General features: G+C 74.2%; 13 protein-coding genes, 1 rRNA gene and 1 pseudogene. 3 read left to right on the forward strand and 12 right to left on the reverse strand.

All coding sequences use genetic code 11. The features are described from left to right. Positions 1-74: 74 nt before the first annotated feature. Positions 75-1697: a PucR family transcriptional regulator gene (locus tag ACZ6I1_RS22710; RefSeq protein ID WP_469289868.1), complete on the forward strand. Its 1623-nt coding sequence runs from the start codon at positions 75-77 to the stop codon at positions 1695-1697. Positions 1698-1785: 88 nt separating this feature from the next. On the opposite strand, the gene ACZ6I1_RS22715 is transcribed toward ACZ6I1_RS22710, so the two are convergent. From ACZ6I1_RS22715 to ACZ6I1_RS22735, 5 genes are all read right to left on the reverse strand, one after another. Then, complete coding sequence (locus tag ACZ6I1_RS22715; RefSeq protein WP_469289870.1) at positions 1786-2910, reverse strand: glycosyltransferase family 4 protein; 1125 nt, start codon at positions 2908-2910, stop codon at positions 1786-1788. 143 nt (positions 2911-3053) lie between these two features. Next, positions 3054-4787 (reverse strand): DNA repair protein RecN, encoded by a 1734-nt coding sequence (gene recN, locus ACZ6I1_RS22720; protein ID WP_469289906.1) that lies wholly within the window; start codon positions 4785-4787, stop codon positions 3054-3056. 115 nt (positions 4788-4902) lie between these two features. Beyond that, complete coding sequence (locus ACZ6I1_RS22725) at positions 4903-5811, reverse strand: NAD kinase (protein WP_469289872.1); 909 nt, start codon at positions 5809-5811, stop codon at positions 4903-4905. Positions 5812-5852: 41 nt separating this feature from the next. Next, complete coding sequence (locus tag ACZ6I1_RS22730; protein WP_469289874.1) at positions 5853-6668, reverse strand: TlyA family RNA methyltransferase; 816 nt, start codon at positions 6666-6668, stop codon at positions 5853-5855. A gap of 7 nt (positions 6669-6675) precedes the next feature. Continuing rightward, positions 6676-6918: a hypothetical protein gene (locus tag ACZ6I1_RS22735; RefSeq protein ID WP_469289876.1), complete on the reverse strand. Its 243-nt coding sequence runs from the start codon at positions 6916-6918 to the stop codon at positions 6676-6678. Between the two features lie 65 nt (positions 6919-6983). On the opposite strand from ACZ6I1_RS22735, the gene ACZ6I1_RS22740 reads away from it, so the two are divergent. Beyond that, a complete protein-coding gene (locus ACZ6I1_RS22740; protein ID WP_469289878.1) occupies positions 6984-7331 on the forward strand; it encodes an SCP2 sterol-binding domain-containing protein in 348 nt (115 codons plus the stop codon). Between the two features lie 63 nt (positions 7332-7394). Here the strand turns inward: ACZ6I1_RS22740 and ACZ6I1_RS22745 are convergent, their stop codons facing one another. The 4 genes from ACZ6I1_RS22745 to ACZ6I1_RS22760 are packed head-to-tail and all read right to left on the reverse strand — an operon-like array spanning position 7395 to position 11400. Then, entirely contained in the window at positions 7395-8201 is an 807-nt protein-coding gene (locus ACZ6I1_RS22745) for an ABC transporter ATP-binding protein (RefSeq protein ID WP_469289908.1), read from the reverse strand. A 17-nt stretch (positions 8202-8218) separates the two neighbouring features. Continuing rightward, on the reverse strand, positions 8219-9265 hold the full coding sequence (locus ACZ6I1_RS22750; protein WP_469289880.1) for a FecCD family ABC transporter permease: 1047 nt from the start codon (positions 9263-9265) through the stop codon (positions 8219-8221). Continuing rightward, a complete protein-coding gene (locus ACZ6I1_RS22755; RefSeq protein WP_469289882.1) occupies positions 9262-10317 on the reverse strand; it encodes a FecCD family ABC transporter permease in 1056 nt (351 codons plus the stop codon). The genes ACZ6I1_RS22750 and ACZ6I1_RS22755 overlap by 4 nt, the downstream gene beginning before the upstream one ends. A 48-nt stretch (positions 10318-10365) precedes the next feature. Continuing rightward, a complete protein-coding gene (locus ACZ6I1_RS22760; RefSeq protein WP_469289884.1) occupies positions 10366-11400 on the reverse strand; it encodes an HAD-IIA family hydrolase in 1035 nt (344 codons plus the stop codon). A gap of 96 nt (positions 11401-11496) precedes the next feature. Here ACZ6I1_RS22760 and ACZ6I1_RS22765 point away from each other — a divergent pair, with 96 nt between their 5' ends. Further along, on the forward strand, positions 11497-12768 hold the full coding sequence (locus ACZ6I1_RS22765; RefSeq protein WP_469289886.1) for a DUF1015 family protein: 1272 nt from the start codon (positions 11497-11499) through the stop codon (positions 12766-12768). Between the two features lie 62 nt (positions 12769-12830). Here ACZ6I1_RS22765 and ACZ6I1_RS22770 read toward each other — a convergent pair whose 3' ends face one another. The 3 genes and pseudogenes from ACZ6I1_RS22770 to rrf form a co-directional block, all read right to left on the reverse strand. Then, the gene (locus tag ACZ6I1_RS22770) at positions 12831-13706 is read right to left on the reverse strand and encodes a tetratricopeptide repeat protein (protein WP_469289910.1); all 876 of its coding nucleotides are present in this window, start codon (positions 13704-13706) and stop codon (positions 12831-12833) included. 4 nt (positions 13707-13710) lie between these two features. Then, positions 13711-15143: pseudogene (locus ACZ6I1_RS22775) on the reverse strand (hypothetical protein); the annotation flags it as partial. A 252-nt stretch (positions 15144-15395) separates the two neighbouring features. Continuing rightward, positions 15396-15486, reverse strand: a 5S ribosomal RNA gene (gene rrf / locus ACZ6I1_RS22780); the annotation flags it as partial.

Below are 15486 nucleotides of genomic sequence, written 5' to 3' on the forward strand. Positions count from 1 at the left end.
GTTGTCGGGCCCCGCGACACTTGTAACCGGCGGGTGATGTGATCGGAACCGGACGGCCGGTACCGTCCCGCGCTATGGACGATCAAGGCGGGATCACGGTTCAGCGGGCTTTGGAGCTGCCGGGGCTGCGCAGCGGACTGCCGGAGGTGCTGGCCTGCGCCGACCGCCTGGGCCGTACCGTGCGCTGGGTGCACGCGGGCGAGGTCCCGAACATCGCCTCACTGCTCAAGGGCGGCGAACTGCTGCTGACGACGGGTCTCGGCCTCGGCAACCGGCCCGCCGAGCAGCGTGCCTTCGTACGCCGCCTCGCGGACCGGGGGATCGCCGCGCTGGTCGTCGAGCTGGGCCCGCGCTTCACCCGGCTTCCGGCGACGCTCGTGGAGACCGCGCGTGCGGTGGGTCTGCCCCTCGTCCAGCTCCACCGGGAGGTCCCCTTCGTCACCGTCACGGAGGAGGTCCACACCGAGATCGTCAACCACCACTACGCGCTGCTCCAGCGGGCCGAGGAGGTCCACCGGCGGTGTACGGAGGCCCTGTTGGGCGGCGGCGGCATCCCGCAGGTGCTGCGGATCCTGGCCGGCTTCACGGGCAACCCGGTCTTCCTGGAGACCCCGGACGGGCAGCTTCTGTACGCGGCGGGCAGCTCGGGCGCCGACGCGGGCGACGCCGACCCGCTCCAGGTGTGGGAGGGCCTGCGCGGCCAGCGCGAGGCCGAACCGTCGGCGAACACGGTGGTGATCGACGTTCCGGGCGGGGGCCACGGCACGGGCTCGGTCCGGGCGCGGGTGGTCCTGGTCGGGGTCTCGGCCCCCCTGCAGCCGGTCCACCGGATGGCCGCGGAACGCACGGCGGGGGTTCTGGCCGTCGTCCTCATGCAGGCACGGCAGGAGGAGGAACTGGCGGCGCGCGGCCGGGGCGATTTCCTGACCGACCTCGCCGAGGGCCGCATCTCGGCCGAGGACGCCCCGGCGCAGGCCCGCGTCCTGGGCTTCAGGCCGGGCGCGGGACCGCTGCTGCCGATCGTGATGCGCCTGTCGACGGACCTGGGCCCGTCGGGGAACTGGGCGGTCCTGGCCCGCGCGGTCCTGGAGGAGCTGTCGTCGGTCGGGGTGCCGGTACTGCTCGGCGTGCGGCCGGTGGAGGGCCGGGTGCCGCTGCTGGTCTCGCTGCGCGCGGAGTCGGAGCGCACGGCGGTGGCGGACCGGGTGGCGGCCGCGCTGCGGGCGGGCGTGGAGCGGGCCGGACTGGACCGTGCCTCCGCCCCGCCGGCGGTGGTCGTCGGCGTCGCGGGCGGCTGGGCGGCGGCCTCGGCGGGGCTGCGGCACGCGGCGGAGACCGCGACGGCGGCCCACGGCCTGCCGGCCCGGCCCTGGTACGACGCCCGCCGCCTGGACATCGACCTCCTGCTCTGGAGGCTGCGCGAACACCCCGACCTGGCGGCCTTCGTCGACCGCGCGATCGGCCCGCTGCGCACCCACGACACCGCCTCCCGCCCGCCGCTCCTGCCCACCCTGGAGACGTACCTGGCCCACGCGGGCCGCAAGGCGGAAACGGCCCGCGAGCTCCACCTGAACCGGCAGACCCTGTACAACCGCCTGGCCCGCATCTCGGAGCTCCTGGGCACGGACCTGGACGACCCGGAGACGGTCCTCTCCCTCAGCCTGGCCCTGCGCGCCCGCCGCCATACCGCGTCGTGACGCGGCCGGCCCCGCGGGGCTCGTCCCCTCCCCCGGATGTCGCCGCGCCGACAAGCTGACGCCGGCCCGGGCGAACGGACCGGTACGGCTACCGCCGGCTGCGTTCCATCAGCTCGTCGTAGACGGACAGGACCTGCGCGACCGTGTCGTCCTCGGACGGCCAGGTCGCGGCCCGCCCCCGCCCGGCGGCGGCCAGTTCGGCCCGCCGGTCCGGGTCCGCCAGCAGGCCGGTGACGGCCGAGGCGAGGGCCGCCGGATCCCCGTACGGGACGAGTACGGCCCCGTCCCCGACCAGCTCCGGCACGCCCCCCACCGCCGTGGCGACCAGCGGCACGCCCACGCGCAGGGCCTCCTGCGCCAGCAGGGCCCGTTCCTCCCACCGGCTCGGCAGCACCGCCAGGTCCGCCGCCGCCAGGAGCTGCGCCGCATCGCGCCGGCGTCCCAGGAGCCGTACGGGCAGCCCTTCCGCCGTGATCCGACGGGCCAGTTCGGCCCGCTGCGGCCCCTCCCCCGCGATGACCAGCAGGGGCAGGGGGTCCAGGGTCCGCCACTCCCGCGCCGCGTCGAGCAGTACGGAGTACCCGCGGTGCGGCACCAGGCTGCCGACCGCGATCAGCAACGGCCGTTCCACCGCCCCCAGTTCCGCCCGCACCTTCCGGGGGTCGGCCCCCGGCGCGGCCGCGGGCACGGCGACCGGGGCCAGCCGTGCGTCCCGCGCGCCCCGCAGCCGGGCCCGGTCCACCAGGTCCGAGGAGGCCCCCAGCACCACGGCCGCGGCCCGCGCCACGTGCCGTTCCAGGATCCGGGTCAGCCGCCCGAGCGCGGCACCGGCCGCGCCGGCGGTGGCCGGGCCGTCCCCGTGCCAGCTGACGACCAGCGGCACCCGCCGCCCCCGCAGGGCCAGCGAGGCCCGCATCCCGGCCCGCACCCCGTGCGCGTGCACGACGTCGGCCCCGGCGCAGGCGGCCCGCAGCGCGTTCACCGCGTCGGGCGCGAACTGCGCCCCGGCACCGGTGAAGTCGTACTCGCCCTCCGCCTCGGCCGGCGCGCACACCGTGACCCGTACGCCGCGGGCGGCGAGCCCGGTCGTGAGGGACCGTACGTGCGCGCTGCTGCCCGCGCCCGCGCCGCCGCCGAGGACTTGGACGGTACGCAGCGGCGGGCGCCCGTAGGGCTGTGCCGGGACGGACGGGGAGACCGGGGAGCTGCTCACGGGCCGAAGCTCCAGGGTGAGGGAGTCAGAGACGTCGCCAAGGATGCCAGTCCGCACGCGCGTTCCGGGACCATACGGATGCGGATCCCGTGAGAGATACCGCAGTACGCGCCCGAGCCTCACCCACACGGGCTAGTGCGCCGTCAACCCCGGCCGCCGTCCGCCCGTGCCGCCGCGAGGAGTTCCTCGGCGTGGGCCCGCGCCGAGACGGAGTCCTCGTGGCCCGCCAGCATGCGCGACAGCTCGCGCACCCGGTCCTCGCCCTCCAGGACGGTGACGCCGCTCCTCGTGACCGATCCGTCGCTGGTTTTCTCGACGAGCAGCTGCCGGTCCGCGAACGCCGCGACCTGGGGGAGGTGGGTGACGACCACGACCTGGGCGGATTGGGCGAGCTTCGCCAGCCGCCGGCCCACCTCGACGGCGGCCTTGCCGCCGACGCCCGCGTCGACCTCGTCGAAGAGGTAGGTCGGCACCGGGTCGGAGCCCGCGAAGACGACTTCCACGGCCAGCATCACCCGGGACAGCTCACCGCCCGAGGCGCCCTTGGCGATCGGCCGCGGCTGGGCGCCGGGGTGCGGGGCCAGGAGCAGTTCCACCTCGTCGGCGCCGGAGGGCCCGTAGGCGACCGGGCGGCCGTTCACGTCCACCCCTTCGGGTTCCTCGGTCTGCCGGATGTCGATGGTCACCCGGGCGTGCGGCATCGCCAGCGAGGCCAGCTCCTCGGTCACGGCCGAGGCGAACCGGGTCGCCGCCTCCACCCGTGCGTCCGTCAGCGCCTGGGCCAGCGCGGACAGCTCGGACCGCAGCCCGTCCCGCTCGGCGGTCAGCTCGGTGATCCGCTCGTCGTCGCCGTCCAGCTCCAGCAGCCGTGCGGCGCCCTGCTCCGCCCATTGGAGGACCGAGTCCACGGTGCCCTCGGAGCCGTACTTGCGCGTCAGCTGGGTCAGGGCCGCCCGCCGCTCCTCCACGGCGGCCAGCCGCAGCGGGTCGGCGTCCAGGTCGTCGGCGTAGCCCGCGAGCTCCCCCGCGACGTCGGCCAGCAGGATGCCCAGTTCGCCGATCCGCTCGGCGAGCGCGCCGAGCGCCGGGTCGTGCGACCGTACGGACTCCAGGGCCCGGTGGGCGCCCGCGACGAGCGTATTGGCGTCGATGCCCTCCGGGTCCTCCGGGTTGCCGGCCAGCGCGCCGTGCGCCTGCTGTGCGGCCGAGGCCAGCGATTCGGCGTGGCCGAGCCGCTCGGCTTCCGCCGCCAGCTCGGTGTCCTCGCCGGCGACCGGCTCCACGGCCGCGATCTCGTCCAGTCCGAAGCGCAGCAGATCGGCTTCCTGGGCCCGTTCCCGGGCCCGGGTGGTGATCTCCTCGAGCTCGGCGGAGACCGCGCGCAGCCTGCGGTAGGCGGAGCCGTACTTCTCCAGGGGGACGGCGACGGCGTCCCCGGCGTACCGGTCGAGGGCCTGGCGCTGCCGGGCGGGCCGCAGCAGGCCCTGCTGGTCGGTCTGCCCGTGCACGGCCACCAGGTCGTCGGCGAGCTCGCCGAGCAGGCCCACGGGCACGGAGCGGCCGCCGACGTGGGCGCGGGAGCGCCCCTCGGCGGACACCGTCCGGCTGATCAGCAGGGCGCCGTCGTCGAGCTCGGCTCCCGCCTCCTCGGCCCGCAGTGCGGCGGGCGCGTCGGGGCGCATGACGATGCGGCCCTCGACGACCGCCGCCTTGGCCCCGATCCGCACCAGGGCCGGGTCGGCGCGACCGCCGAGCAGCAGCCCGAGGCTGGTGACGACCATCGTCTTGCCCGCGCCGGTCTCGCCGGTCACCGCGGTGAAACCGGGCGACAGCTCGACCACCGCGTCGTCGATGACCCCGAGCGACCGTATCCGCATCTCCTCAAGCACGGGACGACGATACCGAGGTTTCATCGGTGCCATGTGACCTCACCCGCCCGAAGTTCTCCGAACGGACGTGCTATTAAGAGGGGCGGGCGGACAGGGACCGGGCTCAGTGGGGCCTGCCGCGCCACCCGGACACCGGCAGCGCGAACTTCGCGACGAGCCGGTCCGTGAACGAGGCGTGGTGCAGCCGGGCGAGCCGCACCGGAACCTCGCCCCGCCGGACCTCCACCCGGGCCCCGGCCGGCAGCTCCAGCATCCGCCGGCCGTCGCACCACAGCACCCCGTGCGGGGTACCGCTCTGCACCTCGACCGCCAGCACCGAGTCCGGCGAGGTCACCAGCGGCTTCGCGAACAGCGCGTGCGCGCTGATCGGCACCATCAGCAGCGCCTCCACCTCGGGCCAGACCACCGGCCCGCCGGCGGAGAAGGCGTACGCCGTGGAGCCCGTCGGAGTCGCGCAGACGATCCCGTCACAGCCGAAGCCGGTCACCGGACGCCCGTCGATCTCCAGGACCACCTCGAGCATCCGCTCCGGCGACACCTTCTGGACCGCGGCCTCGTTCAGCGCCCAGTCCTGGTGGACCACGTCGCCGTTCGTCCGCACGATCACGTCGAGGGTCATCCGCTCCTCGACCTCGTACTCGCGCGTCACCACCCGGTCGACGACCTTGTCCAGGTCGTCGCGCTCCGCCTCGGCGAGGAACCCCACCCGTCCGAGGTTGACGCCGAGCATCGGCACTCCCGAGGCACGCGCGAACTCCGCGCCGCGCAGCAGGGTCCCGTCGCCGCCGAGCACGACCAGCAGCTCACATCCGTCGAGCACGCCCGGGGTGGACTCGGTGACCAGCTCCACCTCGGGAGGCAGCGGCAGGTCCGCCGCCTCGTGCGCGAAGACCCGTACGCCCAGCCCGCTGCGCAGCAGGCCCTTCACGACCAGCTCGGCGCTCCGGATGGCCGCCGGCCGGCCGGTGTGCGCGAGCAGGAAGACGGTCCGCCCCGTCGCGGAACCCCACACTGAACCCGAACCCGAACCTGCACCAGAACCCGCTGAATCTGTCACTGCGGCCCCTCCGCCACTGCACGGTCAACATCCGCCGGGTCGAGTGCCGGAGCCCCCGCCCGCAGCCACAGAAAGTACTCGACGTTCCCCGACGGCCCCGGCAGCGGACTCGCGGTCACCCCGAGCACGCCCAGCCCCAGCTTCGCGGCCTGCGCCGCGACCTCGCGCACGGCCTCCGCGCGCAGCTCGGGGCTGCGTACGACGCCGCCGCTCCCCAGCCGGTCCTTGCCGACCTCGAACTGCGGCTTGACCATCAGCACCAGGTCCGCGTCCGGGGCGCAGCACCGGACGAGCGCGGGCAGCACCAGCCCGATCGAGATGAAGGACAGGTCACCGACGACCAGGTCGACCGGGATCCCGTCGATCAGCTCCGGCGTCAGTTCGCGGACGTTCGTACGGTCCTTGACGGTGACCCGGTCGTCGCTCTGCAGGGACCAGGCGAGCTGCCCGTAGCCGACGTCGACGGCCACCACATGGGCGACGCCCGCGCGCAGCAGCACGTCGGTGAAACCGCCGGTCGACGCGCCCGCGTCCAGGGCCCGGCGGCCCTCGACCCGCAGCCCCTGCGGCTGGAACGCGGCGAGCGCCCCCGCGAGCTTGTGCCCGCCGCGCGATACGTAGTCGGGATCGCTGTCGTCCTTGAGGACGACCAGCGCCGCGCTCGTCTCGACCTGGGTGGCGGCCTTGGTCGCGGTGGTACCGCCCACGGTCACCCGGCCCGCGGCGATCAGCTGCGCGGCGTGCTCGCGCGAGCGGGCCATGCTGCGGCGTACCAGTTCGGCGTCCAGGCGGCGGCGTGCCACTCCTGCCACGTTCGGTTCAGCTCCTGTTTTCGTGCGGTACGGGGACGGGCGGTGCGTCCAGCGCGGTCAGCGCCTCGCGCAGCCCCCGGTGGACATCCTCGTACACCGCGAGGTGTCCGTCCGCCGGAAGGTGGTCGGCGTCCGCCAGCCGCGCCAGGTGGCCGTCCACCGTGTCGTGCCCGGTGGGCGTGCGTACGATGCCCAGCGCCACGGGCCCGGCGGCGGTGTCGGCCGTGGGCCCGGCAGCTTCGTCGGTCATGCCCCGACGCTACCCCGAAGCGCCCCGCGACCACGCAGCGGCTCTGCGGTACGGTCGTGATCACGATGGCTACGATTCAGGAGTGCCGAGCCGCACTCGACCGACTCTCCGACAACCTCGCCGGCGCGGACGGCGGCGTGCGCGGCGCGGCCGCGCTCGACCGCTCGCTGAGCTGCCACATCACGGACCTGGACCAGACCTTCACGGGCCGCCTCGAGGACGGCCGCATCCGGGTGGGGTCGGTCGCCCCGGGCCCGCCCGCGACGAAGGCCGAGATCCGCCTCGCGATGACCGGCGACGACCTGGTCTCGCTGGTCGCGGGCGACCTGAAGTTCGCCAAGGCCTGGGCGTCCGGCCGCGTCCGCCTGGAGGCGGGCTTCCGCGACCTGCTCCGCCTCAAGAGCCTGCTGTAGGGGCACTGGGAGGCGAGGGGTCCGGGGCGGAGCCCCGGCAGCGGCGCCGCACCCGCTCACCGGTTACGCCGTGGGCGACACCGCCCGGGACTTCCGCGCGGCCGGGATCACCAGCGGCGTCCCCGTCTCGGGGTCCGGGATGACCTGGCACTTCAGTCCGAACACGTGCTCCACGAGCTCGGCGGTGACCACCGCCTGCGGCGCTCCCTCGGCCACGACCTTCCCGCCGCGCATCGCGATCAGGTGCGTCGCGTACCGGGCCGCGTGGTTCAGGTCGTGCAGCACCGCGACCAGCGTCCGCCCCTGCGTCTCGTGCAGCTCCGCGCACAGGTCGAGCACGTCGATCTGGTGCTGGATGTCCAGGTAGGTCGTCGGCTCGTCGAGCAGCAGCAGCGGGGTCTGCTGCGCCAGCGCCATCGCGATCCACACGCGCTGCCGCTGACCGCCCGACAGCTCGTCCACGGCCCGCTCCGCGAGTTCGGCGACCCCGGTCGAGGCCATCGACTCCGCGACGATCCGCTCGTCCTCCGGCGACCACTGCCGCAGCAGCCCCTGGTGCGGGTACCGCCCGCGCGAGACCAGGTCGGCCACCGTGATGCCGTCCGGCGCGATCGAGGACTGCGGGAGCAGCCCCAGGGTCTTGGCGACCTTCTTCGCCGGCATCGACCCGATGGCCTGCCCGTCCAGCAGCACCCGCCCGGCGGACGGCTTCAGCATCCGCGACAGGGCCCGCAGCAGCGTGGACTTGCCGCAGGCGTTGGGGCCGACGATCACCGTGAACGACTGGTCGGGGATCTCCACCGACAGGTTCTCGGCGATGACCCGCCGGTCGTAGCCGAGGGTCACGTTCTCCGCGGTCAGCCGCTGCACTTCGCCACTCCTGAGGTTCATATACGTCCCGCCTTGCGCTCGGTGACGAGCAGCCAGAGCAGATAGACACCGCCGACGAGCCCGGTCACCACGCCCACCGGCAGCTGGTCGGAGCCGAAGGCCCGCTGCGAGGCCAAGTCGGACACCAGCAGCAGCACCGAGCCCATGAGCGCCGAGGTCAGCAGGTTCCCGCCGGGCGAACGGGTGAGCCGCCGCGCCAGCTGCGGTGCGGCCAGCGCGACGAAGGAGATCGGCCCGGCCGCGGCGCTCGCCGCCGTGGTCAGCAGGATCGCCGCGAGCATCAGCAGCAGCCGCGTGCGTTCCACCCGTACCCCGAGGGCGTACGCGGCGTCGTCGCCCATCTCCATCATCCGCAGCGCCCGGCCCTGCCCGAGGACCAGCGGGAAGAGCACCGCGCAGACCGCGAGCAGCGGCCACACCTGCGCCCAGTCCCGGCCGGCCAGCGAGCCGGTCAGCCAGACCATCGCCCGGGTGGCCTCGATCATCTGGGCCTTCGTGATCAGGTACTGGATCGCGGCGATCAGCATGGCGGAGGCGCCGATGCCGACGAGCACCAGCCGGTATCCGTGGATCCCCTGCTTGTAGGCCAGCAGGTACACGGCCAGGCCGGCCAGCAGCCCGCCGATCAGTGCGCCGGCGGCCACCTCGGTGGCGCCGCCCTTGAACAGGATGATCACGACGAGTGCGCCCACCGCCGAGCCGTACCCGAAGCCGAGCAGGTCGGGCGAGCCGAGCGGGTTGCGGGAGACGGACTGGAAGACGGCCCCGGCCATCCCGAGGGCCGCGCCCACCAGCAGGGCGACCAGGACCCGCGGCAGCCGCAGGTCGTTGACGATGAAGTCGTTGGCGGGCGTGCCGTTGCCCAGCAGGGTCTGCACGACGTCCCCGGGCGCGATCGGGAAGTCGCCGGTGCCGATGAGCAGGACGGCCAGCGCGAGCGCGGCGGCGACGAGCAGCACGCCGGTGGCCAGGGCCCGCCGCTCGACGCGCAGCGAGATCCCGCCGGGGAGGCGCAGCCGACGGGCTCGGGCGGTCGCGGTCACAGCTGGGCCATCCTCTTGCGCCGAACCAGGTAGATGAAGACGGGGCCGCCGATGAGTGCGGTGACGATGCCGACCTGCAGCTCGGCGGGCCGGGTCACGACCCGGCCGATGACGTCGGCGCCGAGCAGCAGGACGGGGGACAGGACGGCCGAGTACGCGAGCACCCAGCGCATGTCGGGTCCGGTGAACGACCGCACCAGGTGCGGGATCATCAGCCCGATGAAGACGATGGGCCCGCAGGCGGCGGTGGCCGCACCGCAGAGCAGGGTGATGGCGAGCATCGCGCCGATCCGGGTCCGCGTCAGGTGCGCGCCGAGCGCCCGGGCGGTGTCGTCGCCCATGGCCATCGCGTTGAGCGGCCGGCCCAGCGACAGCGCGAGCACCGCGCCGACCAGCAGGAAGGGGGCGACCTGGCGGACGGTGTCCATGTTGGCCGAGGCCAGCGACCCGACCGTCCAGAAGCGCAGTTTGTCCAGGGCCTTGCTGTCCATCAGCTGCACGGCGTTGATGTAGCCGACCAGGGCCGCGCTGGCCGCCGTACCCGCGAGCGCGAGGCGTACCGGTGTGGCGCTGCGGCTGCCGCCGAGTACGTAGACGACGACGGAGACCGCGGCGGCGCCGAGGAAGGCCCACCACACGAACTCGCTCAGGGAGCTCGCGCCGAGGAAGCTGATCGCGGAGACCACGGCGGCCGCCGCCCCGGCGTTGACGCCGAGGATGCCGGGCTCCGCCAGCGGATTGCGCGTCAGGGACTGCATGACGGCCCCGGACAGTCCGAGGCCGAGGCCGACCATCAGCCCGAGCAGGGTGCGCGGCACCCGCAGGTCCCGGACCACCACGTCGGAGGGGGTCCCCGCGTAGTCGAACAGGCCGTGCCAGACCTCGTCGAGGGGCATCTGCTTCGCGCCGACGGCGATGCTCACCACCGCGATCAGCGCCAGCACCGCCAGGGCGCCCAGCAGACCGGCGGCGCGCACGGCGTGGCGTGAACGGGCAGCGGCGACGGGCGCCGCGCTCTGTTCGGGGGGACTTCCGGGACTCTCGACCAACACGGAGGTTAGGTTAGCCTACCCTGCGCCATTGCCGATCACCGGAGCGGTCTACCAGCCCAGCCGGGCCAGGGCCTTCCCGGCATCCAGCGTGCAGACCCCGTCCCCCGCCGCCGTCCAGGCCGCCGCGCACAGCGCCCGCAGCCCGTCGACCGGGTCCCCGTCCTCGCCGCGCAGCTCCAGTACGCCGTCCCGCGCGACCGCGGTCCACCCTCCGCAGCGGAAGCCCGCAGCGTCCGCCGCGACCTCCGGCTGCCCGGTCAGCAGCCCCCGCAGGTCCCGGTCCACGTACGTCGGCCGGTGCCTGGGCTCGGCCCGCAGCAACTGCTCCGCGTCCGTCACCCCGGTCAGCACCAGCAGCGAGTCCACGTCACCGTTGAAGGCGCCCTCGATGTCGGTGTCGAGCCGGTCTCCGACCACCAGCGGCCGCTTCGCCCCGGTGCGCAGGACCGTCTCCCGGTGCATCGGAGGCAGCGGCTTGCCCGCCACCTGCGGCTCGGCGCCCGTCGCGATCCGTACGACCTCCACCGCGGCCCCGTTGCCCGGCGCGATGCCCCGCGCCCCCGGAATCGTCAGGTCGGTGTTGGACGCGTACCACGGCACCCCGCGGTTGATCGCGTACGAGGCCTCAGCGAACCGCCCCCAGGCCAGGTCCGGGCCGCCGTACCCCTGCACGACCGCCGCGAGCCCCTCCTCGTCGGCCGACTCCACCGGCACCAGCCCCCGCTCGCGCAGCGCGACCCGCAGCCCCTCCCCGCCGATCACCAGTACCTTCGAGCCGGGCGCCACCTGCTCCGCGATCAACCGGGCCACCGCCTGCGCCGAGGTGATCACCTCGGCCGGCTCGGTGGGGATGCCCAGCTCTCCCAGGTGCTCGGCGACGGCGTCCGGAGTCCGCAGCGCGTTGTTGGTGACGTACGCGAGGTGCATCCCGTCGGCCCGGGCCTCGGCGAGGGACTCCACCGCGTACGCGATGGCCTCCCCGCCCGCGTAGACCACTCCGTCGAGGTCCAGCAGAGCCGTGTCATAGGCCCGGTGGAGGCTCTGCTCGCTCGACGCGGGGCTGGTCCTGCTCTGCCGGGTCATCTGTCCGCTCCTCATACGATTTCCCACGACCGATCTTGTCCGGATCCGCACTCCCCCGATCATCCCGCATCCCGAGACGGGTCTTACCATGCACCAATGACCACATCTGGTACCGCGGACCGAGGGCTGCGCCTGATCCCGTTCCACGGCCTGCGCTATGTCCCGGAGCGTGTCGGCAGTCTCGCCGCCGTCACTTCACCGCCGTACGACGTGGTCGTGCGCCCCGACGGAGTCGACCACCTCGAATCCGCCGACCCGCACAACATCGTCCGCTTGATCCTTCCGCAGGCCGGCACCCCTGCCGCACGCAACGAGCAGGCCGCGCGCACCCTGCACGACTGGCTGGCCGAGGGCATCCTCAGCGCCGATCCGGAGCCCGCGCTCTACGTGTACGAACAGAGCCGCACCGGCCTGTTGCAGCGGGGCATCATCGGGGCCCTCGCCCTGTCCGCCGCGGACGCCGGCATCGTGCTGCCCCATGAGGACGTCATGCCCGACGTGGTCACCGACCGGGCCGGCCTGATGCGGGCCACGTCGGCCAATCTCGAGCCCCTCCTCCTCACCTACCAGGGCGGGGACGCCGGTGCGGGCGCCGCGTCGGTCGTGGAGCGGACCGTGCGGCGCGCGCCCCTCCTGTCGACGACGACCGAGGACGGCTTCCAGCACCGCCTGTGGGCCATAACGGACCCGGCCGAGCTGGCCGCGGTCACCGACGACCTCAGCCACCGCCAGGCCCTCATCGCCGACGGCCACCACCGCTGGGCGACGTACCTGCGCCTGCAGGAGGAACACGGGTCCCCGACGCCGTGGGACTTCGGTCTGGTCCTCCTCGTGGACACGGTCCGCTACCCGCTCCAGGTCCGCGCGATCCACCGGATGCTGCGCCGCCTCCCGGTCCGGGACGCCGTTGCCGCGCTGCAGGGCCACTTCCGGGTCCGTCCGGTCGAGGGGCCGCTGCCGCTGGCCCTGGAGGTCCTCGCGGACGCCGCGGAACGCGGCAACGCCTTCCTCCTCACCGGCGACGGCACGTTCCACCTGGTCACCGACCCCGACCTGCACCTCCTCGACCGCACGGTCCGCCGCGACCGCCCCGAGGCCTGGCGGCGGCTGGACGCGACGGTCCTGCACGCGACCCTGCTCGACGCCCTGTGGAACATCCCGGACACCCCGGACCAGATCACGTACATCCACGACGCCGCGGCCACCATGGAGCTGGCCGAGCGCCACGGGGGCACCGCGGTCCTGCTGCACCCCGTACGGGAGGAAGTGGTGCGCGACCTGGCCCGCCAGGGCGTGACCATGCCCCGGAAGTCCACCTCGTTCGGCCCGAAGCCGGCCACCGGCCTGGTGCTGCGCGGGCTGGACTGACGCACCCCGGACATGACGAAGGGCGGTACCCGGCCGGGTACCGCCCTTCGTCATGTCACGCCTCAGCCCTTGTCGGGGCCGGCGTCCCGCTCGTCGTCCTCGACCAGGACGATCTCGTCGGTGACGTCGAAGTCGGCCTCGGACTGCTCCTGCGGCTCGTACTCCTCGTCGTCCTCGTCGTAGTACTCGGCGACGTCGGAGGCACGCTCGGCCCGGGCGACCTCGGCCGGGTCCTGGTCGTCCTCGTCCTCGTCCTCGTCGATCTCGTCGGCCTCGTCTTCCTCGACCAGGTCATCGGCGAGGTCCACGGAGGCGTCGACGAACTCGACACCGTCCAGCTCGGCGAGGCGGTCGGAGGCGTCGGTGGCCCCTTCCTTGTCCGCCTCGAGGGTCTTGGCGAACCACTCCCGGGCCTCGTCCTCACGACCGGCCGCCAGCAGGGCGTCGGCGTAGGCGTACCGGAGGCGCGCGGTCCAGGGCTGGACGGAGTGGGAGGCCAGCTCCGGGCTCTGCAGGGTCACGATGGCGGCGTCGAGCTGCCCCTGGTCCCGGCGGGCACCGGCGGCCACGAGCCGCATCTCGACCTGACCGGCCTTGTCGAGCTTCTGCACCTCGGGCTCGCCGGCCATGGCCAGCGCCCGCTCCGGGCGGCCAAGGCCGCGCTCGCAGTCGGCCATGACGGGCCACAGTTCGACGGAACCGGTCATCCGCTTGGCGGCGCGGAACTCCGCGAGCGCCTCGCTGTACTTCTGCGTGGCGTACGCGGCGAAGCCGGCGGCCTCGCGGACGGCGGCGACGCGGGAGGCCAGTCGCAGGGCGATGCGCGAGTACGCGTACGCCTGCTCGGGGTCCTCGTCGATCAGCCGCGCGACCATGACCAGGTTCTTGGAGACTTCCTCGGCCAGGCCCTTGGGCAGGCTCAGCAGCTCCTGACGCACGTCCGCGTCGATCTCGAGGCCGGTGACGTCCTCGTCGATCGGGAGCCGCTTGACCGGGTCCCGGTCGCGGTCGCCGCGGTAGTCGCGGTCGCCGCCGCGGTCATCGCGACCCCGGTAGCCGCCGCGGTCGCCACCGCGATCGTCACGGCCACCACGGAACCCACCGCGGTCGCCGCCACGGTCGTCACGACGGGGGTAGGACGGGCGGTCGCCGCCCCGGTCGTCGCGACGCGGGTAGGAGGGGCGGTCGCCGCCGCGGTCGTCACGGCCACCGCGGAACCCACCGCGGTCGTCGTCCCGACGCGGGTAGGAGGGACGCCCACCGCGGTCGTCGTCACGGCGCGGGTAGCTCGGGCGCTCGCCACGGTCATCGCGGCGGAACGGGGGACGGTCGCCGCCCCGGTCGTCGCGACGCGGGAAGGAGGGACGGTCGCCGCCCCGGTCGTCACGCCCACCACGGAACCCACCGCGCTCGTCATCGCGACGCGGGTAGGACGGACGCTCACCACGGTCATCGCGGCGGAACGGGGGACGGTCGCCACCCCGGTCGTCGCGACGCGGGAAGGACGGGCGGTCGCCGCCGCGGTCGTCACGACCACCACGGAACCCACCACGGTCGTCATCGCGACGCGGGTACGAGGGACGCTCACCACGGTCGTCACGACGGAACGCCGGACGGTCCCCACCCCGGTCGTCGCGACGCGGGTACGACGGGCGGTCGCCGCCGCGGTCGTCACGGCGGAAGCCGCCACCACCGGAGGGACGCTCGCCACGGTCGTCACGGCGGAACGGGGGACGGTCGCCGCTCCGGTCGTCACGACGCGGGAAGGACGGACGGTCGCCACCCCGGTCGTCGCGACGCGGGTACGACGGACGGTCGCCGCCGCGGTCGTCACGGCGGAAGCCGCCACCACCACCGGAGGGACGGTCACCACGGTCGTCACGGCGGAACGGGGGACGGTCGCCACCCCGGTCCTCGCGACGCGGGAAGGACGGGCGGTCGCCGCCGCGGTCGTCACGGCGGAAGCCGCCGCCACCGCCCGAGGGACGGTCACCACGGTCGTCACGGCGGAACGGGGGACGGTCGCCGCCGCGGTCGTCACGACGCGGGTAGGAGGGGCGGTCGCCGCCGCGGTCGTCACGACCACCGCGGAACCCACCGCGGTCGTCGTCGCGACGCGGGTACGACGGGCGGTCGCCGCCCCGGTCGTCACGACGCGGGTAGGAGGGACGGTCGCCGCCGCGGTCGTCACGACCACCGCGGAACCCACCACGGTCGTCGTCGCGACGCGGGTACGACGGGCGGTCGCCGCCGCGGTCGTCACGGCGGAAGCCGCCGCCACCGCCGGCGGGACGTCCGCCACGGTCATCGCGACGGAAGCCGCCACCGGCAGCGCCGCCGCCGGCCGGGCGGCCGCCACGGTCGTCGCGGCGGAACGCGGGGCGGTCGCCGCCACGGTCGTCACGGCCCCCGCGGTAGCCGCCCCTGTCACCGCCGTCGTTGCGCCGAGGCTCGCGCTCCGGACGATCGTCGGGAGAGTTGGACATGGGTGTGACTCCTGTCTTCGGGGTACCGCTAGTCATTCTCGCGCAACCAACCCATGGCCGCGCTTCGGCGTAAATCGAGGCAAAACAAAAAGGACCCTTGGTCCAGCGTTGAACGCTGGACCAAGGGTCCTTTGAAAGATTGTTCGGCGGCGTCCTACTCTCCCACAGGGTCCCCCCTGCAGTACCATCGGCGCTGAAAGGCTTAGCTTCCGGGTTCGGAATGTAACCGGGC

Source organism: Streptomyces sp. NPDC046303 (genome assembly GCF_055588085.1).